The 21030-nt window shown below is 37.0% G+C and carries 22 protein-coding genes and 2 pseudogenes; 6 read left to right on the forward strand and 18 right to left on the reverse strand.

The window, feature by feature from the left end; translation table 11 throughout:
• Nucleotides 1-171: 171 nt before the first annotated feature.
• The 3 genes from ilvD to FJQ98_RS17070 form a co-directional block, all read right to left on the reverse strand.
• Nucleotides 172-1842, reverse strand: a complete 1671-nt coding sequence (gene ilvD / locus FJQ98_RS17060; RefSeq protein WP_201406484.1) for a dihydroxy-acid dehydratase — start codon at nt 1840-1842, stop codon at nt 172-174.
• Nucleotides 1843-2198: 356 nt separating this feature from the next.
• On the reverse strand, nt 2199-3521 hold the full coding sequence (locus tag FJQ98_RS17065; protein ID WP_053595585.1) for a D-arabinono-1,4-lactone oxidase: 1323 nt from the start codon (nt 3519-3521) through the stop codon (nt 2199-2201).
• On the reverse strand, nt 3509-4684 hold the full coding sequence (locus FJQ98_RS17070; RefSeq protein ID WP_053595584.1) for an amino acid deaminase/aldolase: 1176 nt from the start codon (nt 4682-4684) through the stop codon (nt 3509-3511). The genes FJQ98_RS17065 and FJQ98_RS17070 overlap by 13 nt, the downstream gene beginning before the upstream one ends.
• A 971-nt stretch (nt 4685-5655) precedes the next feature.
• On the opposite strand from FJQ98_RS17070, the gene FJQ98_RS17075 reads away from it, so the two are divergent.
• Together FJQ98_RS17075 and FJQ98_RS17080 are read left to right on the forward strand one after the other, a co-directional pair.
• Complete coding sequence (locus FJQ98_RS17075) at nt 5656-6201, forward strand: cysteine hydrolase family protein (RefSeq protein ID WP_053595583.1); 546 nt, start codon at nt 5656-5658, stop codon at nt 6199-6201.
• A gap of 251 nt (nt 6202-6452) precedes the next feature.
• The gene (locus FJQ98_RS17080; RefSeq protein WP_053595582.1) at nt 6453-6710 is read left to right on the forward strand and encodes a GlsB/YeaQ/YmgE family stress response membrane protein; all 258 of its coding nucleotides are present in this window, start codon (nt 6453-6455) and stop codon (nt 6708-6710) included.
• 356 nt (nt 6711-7066) lie between these two features.
• On the opposite strand, the pseudogene FJQ98_RS17085 reads toward FJQ98_RS17080, so the two are convergent.
• The 3 genes and pseudogenes from FJQ98_RS17085 to FJQ98_RS17095 form a co-directional block, all read right to left on the reverse strand.
• Nucleotides 7067-7420 (reverse strand): annotated as a pseudogene (locus FJQ98_RS17085) (lytic murein transglycosylase); the annotation flags it as partial.
• A gap of 100 nt (nt 7421-7520) precedes the next feature.
• Nucleotides 7521-9344, reverse strand: coding sequence for a reverse transcriptase/maturase family protein (locus tag FJQ98_RS17090; protein WP_053595581.1), 1824 nt, complete (start codon nt 9342-9344; stop codon nt 7521-7523).
• A gap of 581 nt (nt 9345-9925) precedes the next feature.
• A complete protein-coding gene (locus tag FJQ98_RS17095; RefSeq protein ID WP_241774595.1) occupies nt 9926-10285 on the reverse strand; it encodes a lysozyme family protein in 360 nt (119 codons plus the stop codon).
• A gap of 169 nt (nt 10286-10454) precedes the next feature.
• Here FJQ98_RS17095 and mscL point away from each other — a divergent pair, with 169 nt between their 5' ends.
• Entirely contained in the window at nt 10455-10844 is a 390-nt protein-coding gene (mscL, locus tag FJQ98_RS17100; protein ID WP_053595580.1) for a large conductance mechanosensitive channel protein MscL, read from the forward strand.
• On the opposite strand, the gene FJQ98_RS17105 is transcribed toward mscL, so the two are convergent.
• Nucleotides 10841-11425 (reverse strand): Rossmann-fold NAD(P)-binding domain-containing protein, encoded by a 585-nt coding sequence (locus FJQ98_RS17105; RefSeq protein ID WP_053595579.1) that lies wholly within the window; start codon nt 11423-11425, stop codon nt 10841-10843. The two genes, mscL and FJQ98_RS17105, sit on opposite strands and share 4 nt — an antisense overlap.
• A 199-nt stretch (nt 11426-11624) precedes the next feature.
• On the opposite strand from FJQ98_RS17105, the gene FJQ98_RS17110 reads away from it, so the two are divergent.
• Together FJQ98_RS17110 and FJQ98_RS17115 are read left to right on the forward strand one after the other, a co-directional pair.
• A complete protein-coding gene (locus tag FJQ98_RS17110; protein ID WP_053595578.1) occupies nt 11625-12740 on the forward strand; it encodes a methionine biosynthesis PLP-dependent protein in 1116 nt (371 codons plus the stop codon).
• Between the two features lie 2 nt (nt 12741-12742).
• On the forward strand, nt 12743-13909 hold the full coding sequence (locus FJQ98_RS17115) for an aminotransferase class I/II-fold pyridoxal phosphate-dependent enzyme (RefSeq protein ID WP_053595577.1): 1167 nt from the start codon (nt 12743-12745) through the stop codon (nt 13907-13909).
• A 72-nt stretch (nt 13910-13981) separates the two neighbouring features.
• On the opposite strand, the gene FJQ98_RS17120 is transcribed toward FJQ98_RS17115, so the two are convergent.
• Entirely contained in the window at nt 13982-14410 is a 429-nt protein-coding gene (locus FJQ98_RS17120; RefSeq protein ID WP_053595576.1) for an NUDIX hydrolase, read from the reverse strand.
• A gap of 69 nt (nt 14411-14479) precedes the next feature.
• On the opposite strand from FJQ98_RS17120, the gene FJQ98_RS17125 reads away from it, so the two are divergent.
• Complete coding sequence (locus FJQ98_RS17125) at nt 14480-14965, forward strand: GNAT family N-acetyltransferase (protein ID WP_198926906.1); 486 nt, start codon at nt 14480-14482, stop codon at nt 14963-14965.
• Between the two features lie 175 nt (nt 14966-15140).
• Here the strand turns inward: FJQ98_RS17125 and FJQ98_RS26890 are convergent, their stop codons facing one another.
• The 10 genes and pseudogenes from FJQ98_RS26890 to FJQ98_RS17180 all read right to left on the reverse strand — a co-directional run bounded on the left by FJQ98_RS26890 (nt 15141) and on the right by FJQ98_RS17180 (nt 21024).
• Nucleotides 15141-15362 carry a hypothetical protein gene (locus FJQ98_RS26890; RefSeq protein ID WP_241774594.1) on the reverse strand — a complete coding sequence of 74 codons (222 nt, stop codon included), beginning with the start codon at nt 15360-15362 and terminating at the stop codon, nt 15141-15143.
• Between the two features lie 44 nt (nt 15363-15406).
• Complete coding sequence (locus FJQ98_RS17135) at nt 15407-15943, reverse strand: hypothetical protein (RefSeq protein WP_053595575.1); 537 nt, start codon at nt 15941-15943, stop codon at nt 15407-15409.
• A 105-nt stretch (nt 15944-16048) separates the two neighbouring features.
• Nucleotides 16049-16597, reverse strand: a pseudogene (locus FJQ98_RS26895) (DUF1963 domain-containing protein); the annotation flags it as partial.
• Between the two features lie 50 nt (nt 16598-16647).
• Complete coding sequence (locus tag FJQ98_RS27240; protein WP_053595572.1) at nt 16648-16920, reverse strand: DUF1963 domain-containing protein; 273 nt, start codon at nt 16918-16920, stop codon at nt 16648-16650.
• A gap of 144 nt (nt 16921-17064) precedes the next feature.
• Complete coding sequence (locus FJQ98_RS17155; protein ID WP_075807286.1) at nt 17065-17217, reverse strand: YpzG family protein; 153 nt, start codon at nt 17215-17217, stop codon at nt 17065-17067.
• Between the two features lie 93 nt (nt 17218-17310).
• Nucleotides 17311-18096 carry a nucleotidyltransferase domain-containing protein gene (locus tag FJQ98_RS17160; protein WP_053595571.1) on the reverse strand — a complete coding sequence of 262 codons (786 nt, stop codon included), beginning with the start codon at nt 18094-18096 and terminating at the stop codon, nt 17311-17313.
• 28 nt (nt 18097-18124) lie between these two features.
• Complete coding sequence (locus FJQ98_RS17165) at nt 18125-19771, reverse strand: sensor domain-containing diguanylate cyclase (RefSeq protein ID WP_053595570.1); 1647 nt, start codon at nt 19769-19771, stop codon at nt 18125-18127.
• Between the two features lie 120 nt (nt 19772-19891).
• Nucleotides 19892-20140: a hypothetical protein gene (locus FJQ98_RS17170; RefSeq protein WP_053595569.1), complete on the reverse strand. Its 249-nt coding sequence runs from the start codon at nt 20138-20140 to the stop codon at nt 19892-19894.
• Nucleotides 20133-20636 carry an RNA polymerase sigma factor gene (locus tag FJQ98_RS17175; protein WP_053595801.1) on the reverse strand — a complete coding sequence of 168 codons (504 nt, stop codon included), beginning with the start codon at nt 20634-20636 and terminating at the stop codon, nt 20133-20135. Before FJQ98_RS17175 ends, FJQ98_RS17170 begins: the two co-directional genes overlap by 8 nt.
• A 10-nt stretch (nt 20637-20646) precedes the next feature.
• Entirely contained in the window at nt 20647-21024 is a 378-nt protein-coding gene (locus FJQ98_RS17180) for a hypothetical protein (RefSeq protein WP_053595568.1), read from the reverse strand.
• Between the last annotated feature and the right edge of the window lie 6 nt (nt 21025-21030).

Consider the following 21030-nt stretch of genomic DNA (forward strand, 5'->3'; position numbering starts at 1 on the left):
TTAATAACGAGCACTTTCGATTATGCCCGGAGCTATCTAATGGCGAACACGCTTTTAATAGCTCGCTCCGAGGGGATGTCGGATCTAGTTGTATCGCCGGCTTCCAGCACGACCGGCTCTCTGGTAGATACAAGGTTCTAGAAACTTTAACCTCATCAACGCTTTAACTTATTAAATTTTCATAACGCCACCTGTAGAAGCGCTTGTTACTAATTTTGAATATCTTGCTAGCCATCCACGTTTGATTTTCGGTTCAAATACCGGTAGTTTTGCACGACGTTCATCTAATACCTCATCTGAAACTTCTAAATTGATCGTACGATTTGGTAGATCAATTGTGATAATGTCACCATTTTCTACTAAAGCGATTGGACCGCCTTCTGCTGCCTCTGGTGAAATATGTCCGATTGAAATACCGCGAGATGCACCTGAGAAACGACCATCCGTAATTAACGCAACCTTTGTACCAAGACCGCGACCTTGAATCGCAGACGTTGGTGCGAGCATTTCAGGCATCCCTGGGCCACCTTTAGGTCCTTCGTAGCGAATGACGACTACATGGCCCTCTTGAACTGTCCCATTATCGATATTTTCTTGTGCAGCTTCTTGTGAATCAAAGACAATTGCTTCGCCTCTGAATACTTTAATAGAAGGGTTTACAGCTCCTACTTTAATGACAGAGCCATCTGGCGCGATATTACCAAATAGCACCGATAAACCACCAACTGGGCTATAAGGATTGTCTTTCGTACGAATAACTTGATCATTTGTAATATGATAATCCTTTACAAGCTCACCCATTGTCACTCCTGCAACTGTTGGACGATCCGGGTGAATAGCACCTGGAATAGATGTTAATTCATTAATGATGGCACTAACGCCACCTGCTTTATTAATATCATCCATTGAAATATCTGAAGCAGGCATAATTTTTGCTAGATATGGAACACGCTCTGCAACTTTATTAATATCTTCAATGTTATAATCGATTTCAGCTTCATTGGCGATTGCTAATGTATGGAGGACTGTGTTTGTCGAACCACCCATCGCCATATCAAGTGCAAACGCATCATCAATAGCTTCTTTAGTAATAATGTCACGTGGCTTGATGTCTTCTTTAATCATACGGACTAATTGTTTAGCAGCTTCTTTAATAAGCTTATGTCGATCTTCAGAAGTAGCTACAATTGTGCCATTACCTGGTAAGGCTACTCCTAGCATTTCCATTAAGCAGTTCATAGAGTTTGCTGTGAACATTCCTGAACATGAACCACATGTTGGGCATGCATTGTTTTCAATATCTAACAGCTCTTCAGCTGACATGTTGCCAGATTTATGAGCCCCTACACCTTCAAATACTGAAGTTAATGAAAGTTGCTTGCCAGTAGCAGAAGTACCAGCCTCCATCGGACCACCAGATACGAAAATTGATGGTACGTTAGTTCGAACTGCTGCCATTAACATTCCCGGTGTAATTTTGTCACAGTTAGGAATGTAGAATACACCATCGAACCAGTGTGCATTAATAACAGTTTCTGCAGAGTCTGCAATAATTTCGCGGCTTGGTAAAGAATAACGCATACCAATATGCCCCATTGCAATACCATCATCTACACCGATTGTATTAAATTCGAATGGAATACCACCTGCTTCAATAATGGCTTCTTTGACAACATCAGCAAATGTACGTAAATGAACGTGACCTGGAATAATGTCGATATAAGAATTACAAACCCCAATAAATAGCTTGCCTAAATCTTTTGCTTTTACTTTGCCAGTTGCATATAAAAGACTTCGATGTGGCGCACGATCTACGCCTACTTTAATCATGTCACTTCTCATTTTAAACGCCCCTCATATATTGCTATGTTCGTTGCTATATACAAAATGTTCTGTCTATTTTGTTTTTGCGTATATGTTAATTGCCTTGAAGGCAACTAACTGCTGTAACGAACGTGTTAAATTGTTGTTATCATAGTACGAAAAAAAGGTCTCGTCAACAGTATTTTTTGAATTGTTTAAACAATTTAAATAATCCATCAAATTTGAAATCGTTTTCATGCTGATTAAGTATCACTTTTATCTCGTTTTGATAAATATTTTGACATTTCGTTCAAATTTTAATTTTTTTAATAATCTATCAATAATCTTTCCAAATCCTTCAAAGGCGAGCGGATAGCTATATAATGAGATAACGCTTACAATGTAAGTAATTTCCTTAAGTACCCTGTCAAAAACACATGATCAGGATCATATTGACTACGAATTGCTAAAAATTTTTCGATATCTGGGTATAGCTCATATACATATTTAGAAGTTAAATGACTTTGTTTGCCCCAATGTGGTCGTCCCTTATATTTCTTCATCATCGTATGGACCCATTCAAAATAAGGCTCTTCCAGCATTCCTTTATACATGTGAAAGGCAATAAACGCTGATTCCTGCCCTTGAGTAGGACTTAAAAAACCTGCTTCTCCCGCCGTCGTCCGACATTCTAACGGAAAATGTATATTAAAAATTCCACTTTTAAAGGTTGCGTGGATCTCCTCCATACATGCCTCAAATTGCGCTAATGGAATAGCATATTCACTTTCTTGGAACTTTACACTGCGTGGAGACGGATAAATTTCATAGCTAATCCCCGTTTTCTCCCCTTCGACAACATTGGCTGCTGCTAAGTTACTCATAGCACCACTAAACGATGGTTTCCATTTACAAAGCTCTGACATAGCAAAAAAAGCACCGTTTTCTACTATTTGAAGTTTCAATGTTTCAATTCTCTTACTCCATTCACTCTGATAAACAGGCGCTATAGCGTTCATACGCTTCACTTGAATCGTTTCGCTACCAGGGAAATAAAACCACTCAACATGTCGATGCTGTCGAATATCTTCTGCAAATAGCGCCAGCCCATTTGCTAAAGTATCTCTCATGCTTACATAATGTAAGCTATAAAGAGGTATTACCTTAATCGTTACTTTGACAAGGACACCAAGCATACCTAATGAAACATGTAAAGCTTCAGATAAATCATCCATGCCTCTCATATGTTCCCTATAAGTACCTGTACCATCTACAAAAGCCCACTTTGTTACAGTTGAGGATAACGACCCAAGTGTTACACCCGTTCCATGGGTACCTGTTGACACTGCTCCTGCAATCGTTTGTTCTTGAATATCGCCCATATTTATTAGGGCAAATCCATGCTTCGCAAGTAATGGACCTATTTCATATAAATACGTTCCACCCCAAAGAGTCGCTTCTTGTTTCTCCTCATTTACAGCTATAAGTCCACGCAGATTATGCAAAGAAAGTGCTATATTCTCAGGCATTGCAACAGCACTAAAGGAGTGAGCCGCACCTGTTACACGAATTGTTTTTCCTGATTCACGTGCATGTTTCACAATATTTGTAACCTCTTCAATAGATCGAGGTAAATACATCTCGGATGGATAAGAGATGACATTACCAGCCCAGTTCGTCCACTTCCCACCATTTTTCCACTTATCTATAGAAAACATTGTCCATCCCCCCTATAGGTTGTATAAGTTCCTACATACTTGTCCCCTCTAATTCCATGTAGTGCTTCAAATCTTTCACAAAGCTCACCAGCCTTCGCATGTCGAAAATACAGTGTGTCCCCAACGTTAACTTTTTTACGCTTTACCTTAACAGGTGTTTGAACTTCTCCTGCTCCTTCTAAGCTAAGATATGAAAAATAGGCAGGGTCATAGAATACCGGTAATCGATCAGCACCGATTGCCCCAGATGCTGTATATCCTCCACCATGACAAACAACTATATTTTTTTCTGGCTTTCTTGTCACACTTAGAGCAAAACCAGCTGCCTTTTCAAGCTGTAAATGCATAAATTGATCAAATAAAGCTGGTGCATAAAAGGCAGAGCCAACCGTAATTTCTGTTACTTCCTTCTGTTGTGCCGTGTATGCCATACTTCCTGAGCCACCACCATTTACAAAGCGTAATCTCGGAAAATAGGCTTTTATATGAGCAATTGCTAATCTACGAAACTGGGTAACTTGCTTTTTGGCTTGCAGTTGCATGACTTCTATCATTCTTCCTCTAACAGCATTGGCAGGACGATTGCCCACTCCTGCAATTTGAGCCTCATAGCCCATTGCTCCAACTACCTCAATAAATGCTTGATTTTTAATATATTCGAGGAATGGTGTTAGTGACTCCAGTGAATGAAGCGAAGAGCGTTTTGTACCGAAATAAAGTAGCTTAAAATCATTGGATACATTTATATCAATACACACCTGCACACGGACACCTAGCTCTTGCCCTAGCTCCGCTAAAAATTTGACATGTTCCTGCTTGTCCACCATAAAAGTGACAGTTTTCCCTGCCTTTACAAAGTGCAGTAACTGACGAACAGCAGCTTTTTCCATCACTGGGTATCCTAGCAGTAAATCATCAAAATGCTGTTGCAGTAGAAATATTGTCTCTGTAGCTGTAAACGTCATAAAGCCCATCATATTTGGGAGATTTTTTTGTAAATAGCGTAATATCTCCACAGAACGAACTGATTTCGTCGCAACGCGAATATTTTTCTCCCCACAAGAGTCGCGCACAGTTGTAATGTTGTTATCCAGTGCATCAAAGTCCAACCAAGCAAATGGCCGCTCTAATCCACGAAACGCTCGATCAAATCTAGTTGTCATCCTATCACTCCTTTGTTTGTACTATAGCTTTGACATGCGTCAGAAAAATCCCTTCTAATAAAGTACTCTCTAATGTACTCTATGCAAATTCATTGATAATAGCATATAGTTTTTTACAGAATTAAGGCTCAACACCATAGCGTGGGGTTGATTTTTGTTCCGACTGGGCGCTTCCTGAGGGGCGTCCGGTCGGAACGAAAATCAACTTAGACACATGACATACGTTTTCACAAAATGTCATCCCAAACATAAATAAAAATTACAGGACGAAAAAGATGAAATGCTAGAGACGTATTCAATCTACTAAACGTCATTAAAAATTTTTTTAAAAAAATAGATTAAATAATTTAATAAACAAAATGGCTTATAATCATGTCGATTAAAAGCCATTTTTTATGTATTAAAGCGAAAACAGTTGGCGAACCGTATACTGCAGTTCCTCTAACTGCAGGCGGTTGATACGACAACACCGACAGCATAATTATCGCCATTTAATGAACTAGTGTGTGTAATAAAGTTGATGTTTATTTTTTCTAGCTTGTCGTCCTTATCTAAAAGTCTGTAAGCTACATGTTCAAGTTAAGCCTTAACCGTACCTTTATTTAAATTCTCTCAGGACAATAAAAAACAACCGTGGACATATTATCAAAATTGCCTTCACGGTTGTTTTAATATTGGACAAGCATTTAACTCACCTTTCTATTTTTACGAGATTACGAGGCGAATAAAAATTCCGCTGCAAAATTTAACATTACTAGCAGATGTAAGCCTGCAATAAGAAGTCCTTGTCGATTTAAACGTTTCATAGCTGTCATATTCATATAGACCACTCTCCTTTTTTTCACATTATACTCTCAGAAAAATCAATTTTCAAACTATTCGTAATATTAAAATGTAATCATTTTTCTGACAAACAAGCCCATATATGGCATGATTAAAGTGAAATTATACCTATAGGGAGAGTGGAAAAATTGAAAAAGGCTTTATTAGTTATTGATTATACGTATGATTTTGTCGCTTCTGATGGAAAACTAACATGTGGAGAGCCCGGTCAAGTATTAGATAAAAAAATTTCATCCTTGATTCAAAAATTTATTGCTGATAACGAATTTGTTGTTTTTGCGAATGATCTACATGAGGAAGATGATCCATTCCATCCTGAATCCAAGCTATTTCCTCCTCATAATATTCGCAACACTAAAGGACGCCACTTATACGGGCAAGTTGGTGACATTTATAACCTTCACAAAGATGAAGTCTTGTGGCTCGATAAAACTCGCTATAGCGCATTTGCCGGAACCAATTTATCGATTTTATTAAACGAAAGAGGTATCAAAGAAATTCATTTAGTTGGGGTTTGTACTGATATTTGTATTTTACATACAGCAGTTGATGCTTATAATTTGGGCATTTCAACGGTTGTTTATGCAGATGGTGTTGCAAGTTTTGATGCTGCAGGTCATGAATGGGCATTGCGTCATTTTGAACATACATTAGGTGCAACAGTTGTTAAGTAATCAATTTGCCTTGGCGTAATTGTAATTTCTTTGCTACAGAAAAAACACTTACAGATATTTTTTGCACGAAAATGAAGCGTCAGAAAATGAGTTTTGTCTGTGCAAAATCGAAGCGTTAGCATCCGCTGAATGAAGATAAAAACCTTATTGAGAATTTGTAATAATTACTAAGAAGCAAAACGCGTAATATACTCCATTCAGGGCATAACTAAGTAATCGCCATTATATCTTAGTTTAAGGAGATGAAAAAAATGATTAGCTTCATTTGGTATTTAATCATCGGCGGAGTATTAGGTTGGTTAGCTGGCGTAATTTTAGGTAAAGATGTACCTGGTGGCATCATTGGAAATATTGTTGCGGGGATTGTCGGTTCGTGGATCGGTAGTATGGTTCTTGGTAACTGGGGTTGGCGAGTTAGTAATTTTTACGTATTCCCAGCATTAATCGGTGCTGTCGTGTTGATCTTCATCGTAAGCATTATTTTAAAGAGTATGCGTAAAGCAACCTAAATATGTAATAAAGGGCCATCTTTTTGATGGCTCTTTACATATATTTTTATCAAGGAAATTTTTATGAATGTTGTGGCGCTTTTAATGAAAGTAATTTCTGATCAAGACAATTCGCTTTAAAACTTTTATCAATTTCGCCTTGGCGTATTGATTACTCAAGAAAATTAGGTGTCCTATTAAATATGGCTCTTCGGCAAAACGAGGTGTTGATTTCCGTTCCGGCTGAAGGCGTCCGAGGAGTCGCCAGCCTTCACTCCAATCAACCACTTCCTTAGCATGAATCTCCTGGCATTTCACTCTAATTTATACACAATAATTTCAACAACATGTAAAGAGTCATCTTTTTTGATGGCTCTTTATTTTTCTGTATTTACAAGGACTGCTTCTTTTAGCTCATCATGATAGTCATTATATAAATTGAAATAATTTAACACCTTTTCAACATATTCATCACTGTGATTGTACTTAAAAACAGCTTGCTTTATATCACCATTTGCTGCACCGTTTTTCGATAAATAATTCGCGGCACTAAATATAGCGTCCTCAATATCATAAGGATCTGCTATGCCATCTCCATTAGCATCTACACCATATCCACCATATTTTTTAATAGTTTCTGGATTCATTAATTCAGCCTTTGATATATTCCCTTTTCCTAACCCTGAGCAGGAAGGATGTTGCCAGCCTACAAATGTACAAGGCATAAAGTAGAGTAAGAACCCAGCGCCTTGGCATATTACTATGCTAGGTTTCCAAGAACTCCTCCCCGAACCGTACGTACACCTCTCAGCGTATACGGCTCTCCACCTATCAATCTAATTTACCGTTGTGTAAATCAACGTGGCATTTCTTACATAATGCCATCGTTTTACGGTTTCTTTCAATCATACGCTTTTCCCAACGTTTTTTGCCTTCGAGGTCTTTTAACTTCTTAATATGATGAATTTCTAAATCCACATCTGTGGCATGACACCATTCACATTCCTTTGCTACAAGCCTTTCAATGAGACCTGTTCGGTTGTAAATAATGTTTCTTGTCTTAGAAATAACATCAATATCGGCATATGAAGATGGTAATAATTTCTTTTTAAATCCATCTTTATAGAAGAATGCGATCTTACTACCATTGGCTGTTTCGTATCTCACCGCAAAATCTCCGTTTTTACTGTATTTTCTGTGGATTTTTCTAACGCTTGATTTATATTTGTTTGCGAAAGTTTTATACATGCTATATTCCATGATGAATTTAAATCCATCTAGTTTATATACATTGTTCGCTAACTTGTAATAATTATATAAACCTCTGATTTCTGCGTTGTAAATCATCAATATTTCAAGGTCATCGTTTTGCAGAAGATGCGCCCGATGAATAGACTTCCATTTTTGTGTTTTTTCGTCTATTTCTAACGCTTTGTATTCGATTAATTTATTTCGCCATACTTCATGCGGTAAAAGAAGTTCACAGCTCATTGTACGTGTACGTTGTTTATGTCCACTCGCTGTGTATTTTGTCGTTTTATTATCATGACTAATTTTAATATCATATCCGAGAAACCTTGCTCTTTTACTAGAATGCGTAATGAGCGTTTTTTCTTGTGATAATTCAATTTTCAGTTCTTCACTTAAGAAAGTGCTAATGTCATGTTTTATTTGTTGACAATCTTCTTTACTACCGATTACACCGATTAGGAAATCGTCGGCATATCGCACATACTGTATCCGCTTGTAGTTTTCATCCATAGGGTCTTTATAGGGTAATTCCATCATGTGATTTTTCAACTCGTCCAAGTGTTGAAGTGCTTGTTCTTTTTCTTCCTCGTTCATTTCTTCCCATTTTTCCTTATACCTTGCGTTTGCTCGGTGTAGTCTAGCTTCTCTAGTACGGTATTCCGTTAGGCGTTTTCGTCCTTTTCCTTTATCAAATTTATCTTTGTAAGCTAATACAAAGTTATCTAAGTCATTTAGATAGATATTTGAAAGGATGGGGCTGATAATTCCACCTTGGGGAGTACCACTATATGTTTTGTGATATTGCCAGTCCTCTAGGAAACCTGCTTTAAGAAATTTCCAAATTAAGTCGATGAATTTATCATCATTAATTTTTCTTTTCAAAATTTCAATTAGCTTGTGATGATCAATGTTATCAAAGAATCCTTTAATATCACCTTCCACAAACCATTTAGCTCCAGTAAATCTGTCTTTTACTTGCATAAGTGCAGTATGACAGCTTTTTTCTGGTCTGAAACCATGAGAATGTATCGAGAAAGTTTTTTCGTACATAGCTTCAAGTAAACTTCTTACTACTTCTTGAACTAATTTATCTTCGAAAGATGGTATACCTAGTGGTCTTTTACCACCGTTCTTTTTTGGAATATAAACCCTTTTGGACGGTTTTGGTTGATAACTACAATCTTTTAGGCTTTCAATTAATCTTTCAATACGTTCTAGACTCATACCATCAATGGTTTGTCCATCAACACCTTGTGTCATATTGCCTTCTTTCGCATAAATCTTAGCGTAAGCCATTAAATAGAATTCCACATTATACAAGTTTCGATAGATTCGTTCGAATTTGTAATTTTCGCGTGTTGATTGTTTCGTTAGACTGTCTAACACAGTGTTTGGACTTCTCATAGAGCCTCACGCTCCTTTCCAATTTTAGTTAGACTTGATAAGCTGTTCCCCTTCGCCATGTGATGGGCTTTCCCCACCTCGGACTACTACGAGAACTCCGTTACCATATCAGATATTCAGATACATTTTATCATAGCTTTTTATTTAAGCGTTCTGACGTAGGTAATCACCATTTAGCACATATAAGAATAAGCACGATGTAATGTCGGATATGACGTTCGCCCTTTACTATTTACTATAGTTGGTCAGCGATAGACTACGCACTTTTGACACGCAGTTAATCAAAGTGTATTCAGAGATGGCTTCCAATTAACCATTCTGTTTCGCTGTATGACGTAAATAATCATCTTCCGTCATAGGTGGACCAATAACCCCCTCGGACTGTCATTCAGGCAGTTTAGCTTTTATCCTCGTTTACATCTTTTCATTTTGCTATTCAGTCGTATCGTGATGATTCGATAACTTATAGCTTTCCCAACATGCTACACTCCCCGATATTAGTTTCCCTCACGGATAAGTTGGGTAATGATAGGCATTGTAGTCTCGCCTACTCCTTGCTAGTGGATATTTCTTACATGACCTTATGGTCGCACTTGTAAATGTCCTTCTGCCCCAGCTGGTGAAACGAGCGACTTCATTGAGGAGAAGCGGGTTTCAATTCGATGATGGGCAGCAAGTAAAGTCCAAGGCACGCCGTATTTCTCTTCTGCTGCTACATAGATGGGAATATATTGCTCAGGAATTTTCATATCGAAATTTTGTTGAATTTCTTCTAGTGCTTTTTGCTGTGCTAATTTTTCAAATATCGGTAATGTTTGTAGCTCCTTCCATGCAAAAAAGGCGAAAACATAAACTGTTATCGCTATTGGGATTAATAAAGCTATCATGCCTAATTGAACGGAAGGCGATAGCACTGGTTTTTTCTTCTTTTTTTTCGCCATATGTCACACCTAATCTTTTATTCTATTTCTATATTACCAAATTTGTCGCATTTTGTAGTAAAATTTTCAGTATATAATTACCACTACTTTAATAGTTGAAAAAGGAGGGGAAAATATAGTAAAATATAATTCGATTAATTTATGTGGATAAAAATAGGAGGAATTTGTTTTGTGGAAAGACTTTAAAGAGTTTGCTATGAAAGGCAATATTGTCGATCTAGCAGTGGCAGTAGTAATTGGTGGTGCTTTCGGTAAAATTGTTACCTCCTTAGTTGAAAATATCATTATGCCATTAGTCGGTGTCTTAACTGGTGGTATTGATTTAACAAAAAGCTTTGCTTATGGTTCAGGTGATGCACAAATAAAATTAGGTGTATTTTTACAGTCTATTCTTGACTTTTTCATTATTGCCTTTGCAATTTTCATGGCATTACGACTTATGACCAAATTATCTCGTAAAAATGAAGAGGCTGTTGTGGAAGAACCAGCACCAGAATTGGATTCTAAAGAAGAGCTTCTAAAAGAAATTCGAGATTTATTAAAAAAAGAACAAGCTTAAATCGTATCTAACAAGAATCTGTCTAATTTTCTCGGATAAGCCGAGGAAAAAGGCAGATTCTTTTTGTTTAAGAGATTTATTCCTTTAAGGACGCAAATTCCATCAATAATTCCCTGTGCAATTTCACTAGTAGTTAGCCATCTAGAGGAGTTGTTGTTTTCTATGACAAATCCAAGTTTAACCTCTCGATAAATTATATTAGGAGGCATATGACTTTTTTTATGGTCATTTATGTAAGAGCCACTTCCTTTAATATGGTATAAAATCACATTTTTTGTGGTAGGAATTGCTTGCAAAAGTGACTCCCAAATTCTTTTATCAGAGCCATGTATCCAGACAATAATGCAATCAAATGATCCATTAGTTTGCTGAGATTCTATTAATGCCGATTTAAAGCTATTGTAATTTGTATAATCAGCTATTAAGGGTGTTAATTTCGAAGCATCTTTAGCTTCATTTATCAATCTTTGCATTTTGATCTGTTGTCTCCCGATAACCGTAACATGGTTCCCTTGCTTTATAAGCCATAAAGAGACATCCTTTAGCATTCCTGTTCCACCAATTACTAGCCAATGCTTCATATAACTCTCCTCCTTAAAGCATCTCCTACTATTCCTAGGTGATTTACCCTAAATAATCTCGCCAATTTTCTGAAATTATCTTGTTCTTCTTTAGTATACATGTTAAATTGGTAACAATTATTGAGAATATGGGAAAATGAGGTCTAGTCTTTCAGATAATTTGACTCCCCGTTATTATGATGAAGAAAAGAGTGACGACATGACAAACAGCAGAAGTATTGAAACAAAACTTGTACAACTTGGGAATTTAAGTGATCCTATAACAGGTGCTGTCAGCCCACCAATCCATTTATCGACAGCTTACAAACATACAGGTATCGGTGAATCTACTGGTTTTGATTATACACGTACAAAAAATCCAACTCGTGCCCTATTAGAAGCCGGAATTGCTGATTTAGAGGGCGGAGATATGGGCTTTGCCTGTAGCTCTGGTATGGCGGCCATTCAACTAGTTCTATCATTGTTTAAACCTGGTGATGAATTAGTGGTGCCTGATGATTTATATGGTGGTACATATCGACTTTTTAATTTCTTTGAAGAAACATATAATATTAAGCCTGTCTACTCAAAATTTGAATCGATTGAACAGGTAGAAGCATTAATCAATGACAATACGCGTGCCCTATTCATTGAAACGCCTACAAATCCGCTTATGCAGGAATTTGATTTGCAAGTGTATGCAGAATTAGCTCACAAGCATGGAGCATGGTTAATTGTAGATAACACGTTCTATACACCATATTTCCAACGTCCAATCGAATTAGGTGCAGATATTGTTATTCATTCGGCTACTAAATATATTGGTGGACATAATGATGTGTTAGCTGGTTTAGTTGTCGCTAAAGGTGCTGAATTAACAGAACGAATTGGCTTTATTCATAATGGTAGCGGTATGGTATTAGGTGCGATGGATTCGTGGTTACTTATTCGCGGCTTAAAAACATTGCATCTTCGATTAAAGCAGCACGATGCGAATGCGAAAGCAATTGCTGCATATTTAGAGGAAGAAGAGCTTGTGACAGATGTGCTTTATACAGGAAAAGGTGGCATGCTATCATTCCGCTTGAAAAACGCTGACTGGATCGACCCATTCCTTCGAAACTTGCAGCTAATTACCTTTGCTGAAAGCCTTGGTGGTGTCGAAAGCTTTATTACATATCCTGCTACTCAAACACATGCAGATATGCCTTATGATGAGCGTATTGAACGCGGTGTATGTGACCGATTACTCCGCTTCTCTGTTGGAATTGAGGAGGCTGAAGATTTAATTGCGGATTTAAAACAAGTATTCGATATCCTAAGAAAAGAGGTTTAATGATGAAGCAACATATTGAAACAAGCTTAATTCACGCAGGTGTTCGTGACGGCTATGAGAATAAAAAAGGTGCAGTCAATGTGCCTATGTATTTATCATCTACTTTCCATCAGGAGAGTATCGATGAATTCGGCGAATATGATTATGCTCGTTCTGGTAACCCTACACGTGATGCATTAGAAAAAGCAGTAGCAGAGCTAGAAGGCGGTGTACGCGCCCATGCATTTTCTTCTGGGATTGCCGCTGTATCTGCAGCATTAATGCTATTATCGCAGGGTGATCATATTGTGATTACGGAGGATGTTTATGGTGGAACATACCGCTTCGTCTCCAAGGTTTTACCACGTCTCGGTATTACCCATACTTTCGTTGATTTCACAGATTTAGCAGCGGTAGAAGCAGCCATTACACCAGCTACAAAGCTACTATATATGGAAACACCGTCGAATCCAACACTTGGTATTACAGATATTCGCGCAGTAGTTGCACTAGCCAAACAGCATAATTGCTTAACGTTTTTAGACAATACTTTTATGACACCTTTACACCAACGTCCACTTGAGCTAGGTGTTGATGTTGTTATTCATAGTGCTACAAAGTTTTTATCTGGGCATTCCGATATTATCGCAGGATTGACAGTTACTGCTGACGAAAAGCTTGGTCAGGAGCTATACTTTATCCAAAATTCATTTGGCAATATACTAGGTGTACAGGACTCCTTTACCCTATTGCAAAATATCAAAACAACCGATGTGCGTTTTAGTCGTTCTGCTGAATCGGCACAAAAGATTGCGGAATTTTTAGCTGCAAATTCTCTTGTCGAGCAAGTATATTACCCGGGGCTTGCATCACATCCTGGCTATGAGATTCATCATAGTCAATCCACAAGTGCTGGTGCAGTCCTATCCTTCCGCCTACCAAGCTATGAAGCTGCAAAAGCGCTTGTAGAAGCGATGAAAATTCCAGTTTTCGCTGTCTCTCTTGGTGGCGTTGAATCGATTTTATCCTACCCTGCTAAAATGAGCCATGCAGCAATGGAGCCTGAGGAACGTGCTAAACGTGGTATTACTGACGGACTATTACGTTTCTCAGTAGGACTAGAGCATGTTGAGGATCTCATCGCTGATTTCGCACAAGCATTAGAAGTGATTGCCGTAAAGGCTATATAATGAAATAACCGCGTCTCCAAATTATTGGAACGCGGTTTTGTTTAATATATGCAACTTATAAATGTTTAACAATCAATTGTTAACACGAGCTAACACTCGATACAAATAATCTCCATGTCCCTTTGCTAATGCCACTTCTTGCTCATCTGCTATCCAATAAAATGAAAATTCTAAGCCCGCCTCGTTTACACCTGTCGGACAATGCTTCCATAAATCTCGTTTTTCATTTGTCGTTAAATGATAAAAATAACGTTTTTGTAATACCCCTGAATGATGATTAAAATGATCCTGTGCAATTAACCCCTTAACTGCTAGATAGCATAAACCTGTCTCCTCAAACATCTCTCGAGTTACAGCCTCTAGCGGTGTTTCCCCTTCCTCTACCGTGCCTTTCGGAATTTGAATTCCTGCTCCTTCTGTATTTTGCTCAAATACTAGCACTTGTAACTGCCCCTCATGCTCTCTCGTAATATAGCCAAATGCCTTTTCAACAACTTGCATGAAGTCATCTCCCTTCATCTGATTTAATGTTACAATAAATAGAATAATTGGAATTGTAGGTGAAAAGTATTGAGTTCAATTATAAGACATATGCAAAAGAATGACATCATTTTTGTGCAAGAAATTGCCAAAAAAAGTTGGCATCAAACATACGAAGGGATTATCCCAAATGACATTCAAGATCGTTTTTTACAAACTGCTTATAGTAGTGAGCGATTACTAGGTCGTTTAGAAAATAGTCTATTTTTAGTTGCTATACTTGAAGATTCGATAGTAGGCTTTGCCAATTTTTCAAATGTTGTAGATGGTGAGGCAGAACTTTACGCCATATATTTACTTCCTGAAACGCAGGGCAAAGGAATTGGTACAGCCCTATTACGGGAAGGGATCAATTTGCTTCCAGATGTAACGTCACTTTTAGTTTGTGTAGAAAAGGAAAATGCGATTGGCATGAACTTTTATCAAGCGAAGGGCTTCAAGAAATTGGAGGAGTTTGATGAGTTATTTGATGGTCATTTATTGAAAACAGTTAAACTCGGCTTAACTATAACTTAGTGTAACGGAGCTATAACTTACTCCGTTACACATTTTTTATGTAATCTATGCAAGATGGATTTGCTCGGATTGGATGACAAGTGCTGTTAAACCTGAATTACTACCAGATTCATGTGCCTCTCCTGTTTGCCAAAGAACACCGTCCCCAGTTTTTAGGAGTACTTTCTCTTGATCCTCACCGCAAGCCCATCCTTCCCCCCTGAATCACAATAAATAACTGTGGTACAGGCGCCTCATGCATCCCAACAACACCACCAGGCTCTATATACATAAAGCCAATATTCGTAGGTTCTACTGTTTTCATGATCTTTGTATAAAAGACGTCTATCGAATCATAATTTATAACTTGATTAGACAAATCTTGTGAGAATTTAAATATTTCCATATATTTCCACATTTCCTTCCATGAATGGTTATATCTAATTCTATTATTCTCTCATGCTATGCTAATTCTTCCTGTGCAAATGCTAACAGCGCCCCATCTTCTTTCTTGAAATAAAAAGCAATGGCATCATAGCCATTTCTTTTTATTGTCTCCCAGTCTGCTGTATCTCCGTTGATCAGCTGTACGTAATTTTGGTCATCTATCTCATAATCGTCTTCTTCTTCATCATAGTCAATATTATAAAAAAACGATAATACAAGCTCTGTTGCGGGCATGTTATATTTTTGAAGTGGACGGTTGACACGTTGTTCTTCTGTATATTCATCACAAAAAAGCGCGTTATAGCCATGTATGGACCCATCAAACAGCAAAATCCCCTCCGCTGTTAAAGGATCCTTTGCGACGATTTTAGCAGTTGAGCCTGTAATGAAAGGCATGACCTCCCCCTCAAGCGATAACAAATCGCCATAATACCAAATTTCAAATTGTTGATTGCCAGTGCTAGAGAAAAGCTGTAATTGTGATTCAACATCGCTCAGTTGTTGTACATTTTCTGCAAATGGCTGTAAATACGTTGGAATTGGAATGATCATCGCTTTCTCTCCTTTTTGTCGGATAAAATACTAATCAATCGTTTGCTGAAATTTTTCGACTGCAAAGCGAATTTTAATTTGATTTTCCATGTCTCCCCGCCTCCTTTAAAAACATTGTAAAACAACCCATGCTTTATCAAATTGTTTATTTTTACAATCTTCCTCACGAATCCAGAAGTACAATCTGCCACTATCGCCCCACATAAACCCTAGATCATCCTCCGAATCAATTTGGAGTAATAATCGCCAATCAGTCGCTCCTGCTTCTAATTCCTTTCATAAAGGATTGCTATAACCTGTTGAGTCGCCACAATATAAGCCATTTGTCACCAGTTGACATTCCAAATACATGTCACCTTGAATCGCATCTGGATAACCGTCTATGCGATGAGTAGCCCTAGCATCTACCTCCATCCACTCGTATTCAAAATCTCTGTAGCTATCAGCCTCCTCTTCATTTAAAATTTCTTGTAAAAACATCGAGTATGGCGAGTCCCATGATGGAAGTGTCACTTCATTTTCAAATTGTAGCGCCGCGCTGTCGATGTTACCATGCTCGTGTAATGATGCGGGAATTTCCATTCTATTCAGGCTACTAGTCTCTTGAGAGAAGTAGAAAACTTTAAAGCCATCATAATCTTTCGGGTCGTATCCCCAAGGTTGCTCGACAGATCATAGAAAAAGGACAGCACACCATACGTGGGTCATAAGCTGTTTGTATCGTAAGGCTTTATTTCTATTAGATTTAGTTGGCAAAGAAAATACAATGGTCTATTGTCGTTTGTATAGGGCCATGAAAAATTTGATGGTACATCCGGACAGCCACCAATTTTTGAGCTACCAATCTGAATTTTTTCTTCAGGTATTTGGTTTACCATCATTCGAATGGATTCCTTTGCGAGAGGTAATAATTTCTCTGCTTTATGCGCTAAGCCAAATTCCTTTAATCCCTTTTTTAGTTTTTCTACGTTGCTCATTTATTTTCCCCTCCTAAAATCTCGTATTTTTTTCATATATTCATTTTATCAAAACAAATAGAAAAACCCCATAAATTAACAATAAAACAAAAGAAAAACCCAGAATATGTTCTGGGCTTGATGACACTTACTTTTCTAGCATGATTAAAACTGTCGGGCTCTTGCTTCACTTCTCAAGATACGGTTATGGAGAGTAATCTCCGTTTCACCATTTACTTGAGATTTTGAATGCTTAATCCTTGACCAGTTGCGGTGGATTTTTTGAGATTTTGGGTCTAAATGTTCGAACCTACTCATTCGCGCCATCCTCCTCATCAATATAGATTTCATAAGTGAAACCTTTTTTAGTATGACCTTGCGATTAAAAATTATTCAGTTTTCTATATACCATTAATCCCACACCTCTTGTAATGTACTCCTAAATAACTCATCTAATTTTTGTGTAGAATCATCCACTTTAACATTAAGATTTTTACAGTATGTCTCAATATGCTTTATTTCTTTATCTAAATACTCATTAATACTTTCAATTCGTGGCTCCATATTTAGTTCTTCACCAGCCATTTTTCTCTGTAAAAGTTGCTGAATTTCCGTTTTTAAAGGACCATCAGAGATTATTTCATTTAATAATTCCTGAAAATCAATTGGTGGAACTGTTTCATTATTCTCTATCCATTTACATGCTAAAACTGGTCTTAGGACATAGAAATATTTTTTTATTTTTACCTCTGAGCCCTGTAAATACTCTCGATAATTGTTTTTAGCCATATTCAAATAGTGATATAAGCTTGCATTTGGATAAAATACTTCTTTTTCCAGTGACCGTACATTGTCAATAAATGAATATTGCTGGTCATAAACAATATTGCTTCGTAACCATTCTAAAAGAGGTGGATTACTTTTGCGAAATAGCCTTAATGCTTTTGTTATTTCCCAACCACTAATATCCAACAAATCATTGATAGGCACTTCAATGACATCCCTCTTAGCACCAATTCCTTGAGGGTCGATGGAAAGATACCACTGAGATTTATGAATATATATAAAACGAACATCATAATCACTATCCTCGGAAGGAAATCCCCAAGCTCGACTACCCGATTCTACAGCATATAAAATTTTTATATGATACTCTTTTTCGATTTCTTTTAATTTATTTAATATAATTTCCCTCATGTAAACACCACTTTCTTAATTTAGTCATTTAAAGCATTTGGCTTGTATCAACTATACCTGTTTTATCATATACTCTAAGCTGATTTCGACCGCTTTTCTTTGCAATATAAAGTGCTTGATCCGCGCTGTCGAGCAGTTCGTAAAATGTTGAAATATTTTTAGAATGACCGAATCCTGCGATGCCGATACTCACTGTCACATTAATCTCTAAATTATCCGCATTATAAGGATTTTCTTCAACATGTTGCCGAACTCTTTCTGCTATTTTTACTGCACTCTCCAGCGTAGTATTTGGAGATAAAATGACAAACTCCTCTCCCCCATACCTTGTAATAATGTCGATTCTTCGTACAGAATTTGTAATGATGTTTGCGACGTGCTTTAGTACTTCATCACCGGTTAAATGTCCATATGTATCATTGACCTTTTTGAAAAAATCAATATCTATCGCTATACATGAACAATGGTTTTGTTCTTCTAAACATTTCTGAAAAACAAGCTCTCCCTGCTCAATCAAATAACGACGATTATACAGCTTCGTCAACTGACAGGTAATTGATAATTCTTTCAGTAATATAGTATCTTTTCTCACCTTGGCACTCATTTCATTGAAGGATGAACAAAGCTCCTGAAATTCTTGCGCATAAGGTGCCATCTGTTGTGCATTTATTTGATAATCATAATAACCTTGTTCTACCTTGCCAACACCTGTAAGAAGCTGCTGGATTGGTTCTTCAATTTTTTTAGAGAGATGTAACATAATTTTAATCGTAAAAAATGAACCAACCACTAAACAAAAAGTGATCCATAGAAATCTAATGATTAATGGTTTATATGCCTCTAACAGACCAATTTCTGATAGGATAAACCATTTCCCTTGATTTATAGGCTTACTTTTAGCAAGAACCCACTTACCATTCGCGTCTTTATAAATATCGAGATTGCTTGTTGTATTTTTTAAAGCAAAGTTCATAATATGCTCATCGACTGGGTAATTTTCAGAAAACATTTGTGGTTTATTGTTAAATTCAGTGAGCATAGTGCCATCCTGATTGACAATGTAGGCATGACCTAAAAAGCCAACTCTCGATTCATGTAACAGTTGGTCGATAGTGTTCAAATTTACTGTTCCAAAAACAACACCATTAAATTGTTGTTCATTAATAATAGGCGAAGCAAATGCAATAATAGGCTGATTTGTGACTTTACTTATTAAAATATCTGTTATATATGCTTGTTTCGTTTTTTTAGCAATTTGAAAATATTCACGGTCATTCACATCCACACCAGCACCATTTGTACTGTATTCAGTAACTGTATCAAATTGCACGATGCCCTCTTTATTAACGAATATTAAGTCTGTAAAATTTGTTTTTTCTTTAAAATCTTGAAAAAAAGCTTGCGATTTTTCAACATTATAGTCCTTTACAAAATCTAAATTAGCTATTGTATGTATATCACTGGATCGCTCTGATAACCAGCTTTCAAAAAAATATGTTTGGGCATCCAAATAATGCGTCATCTCTTCATTTTGATGTTGAATGGTTTGCCGATATTCAATATAAAACGTTGGAATAAAAATACAAAGACCAATGATAAAAGTAATCCATACAAGTGTTCGATGAAGCTGACCTTTTATCGTGTTTGGCTGTGGAAACTTTTTTAAAACCCTCAAAGCACTAACCTCCAAATTAATCTAAATATTTCCTTAAAATGGGCAATAAATAGTATTTATTCATTAAAAATACCACAACCGAATGATTGTGGCAGTGAGAAATTTAATATTAAGAAAAATTTATTGCAATAAAATTTGAAGAATTGTAATAAATACAGCCGCGACAATGGGCACTACTTTCAAAGAGGTGTAGCCGATTGAAGATGTACATATTGGCTCTAACGGATCCTTCGTTGGTGAAGCTAAATACTGAAGAAAACGTTGCCAACGACTTTTCTTATATGTCAATAGCTGCTCGGGAATCTCCACTTTATCGTCATCTAAGCTGTTTTTTAACCATTGCTCTTTTTGAAATTCATCCTTAAGCATCAAAATCCTCCTTTAGCTCTTCCTTTAAAGTCCTCATCGCATTATGTAGCCTCGATTTAACTGTACCAAGCGGAATGGACAAAATTTGTGCAATTTCCTCCTGCGGTAAATCATGATAATAAACAAGCAAAATAACAGCTCGTTGCTTTTCGGGTAATTGAAGAATCGCTTCTTGAATCGTTAATTTCTCGTCAGCAGACATTCGATGACTTGACGTCGGTACTAAAAACGGGAAGAGCGTGCGCCATTTTTTCCGCCGGTTCAATTTATTAATCATTAAGCGATAAGCGATTTGAAATAAAAATGCTTTAACCGTTCCCTTTTGTTGGTCAAAATCTTCTTTTATATATTGTAAACGCTCAAAGGTATCTTGCACAATATCAATGCTTAGCTGATCTTCCCGAGTATAGCGAAATAAAAAGCAGTACAATGGCTCATACAAACGACTATAGAGCTGTTCAAAGCCCTCGACATCTCCGTTTTTATAGGCCTCCATCCACTCTTCATTACTTATCATCTAGCTCATCCCCCCAATGAGCCTTAATGGACTTCAACGTCATGGACACACGTGAAACTAAGTATGCGACTATTACAATGACCCATGCTTGCGATTGATTTGTAAAAAACTGCACATACGGATTTTCGATTGTTTGAGAGAAAGACAAAAGCATGTTTAATGCCTGCACACAAAGTATTGTATATATGGCTAAAACGAGCGTTAAAGTATCAAATACATTCCACCGTAAATAAATTGTTGTTTTTTTATAATTAATTTTTCCATTTTCGCGAACAACATATTTTTTATTCATCGGGATTGTAATTCCTAAAATAATAATAGTCCAAACTCCAACGACAATAAAAGATACAATAAATCCAATTCCCATAAAATC

Origin of the sequence: Lysinibacillus agricola (assembly GCF_016638705.1) — a bacterium.
Lineage (GTDB): Bacteria > Bacillota > Bacilli > Bacillales_A > Planococcaceae > Lysinibacillus > Lysinibacillus agricola.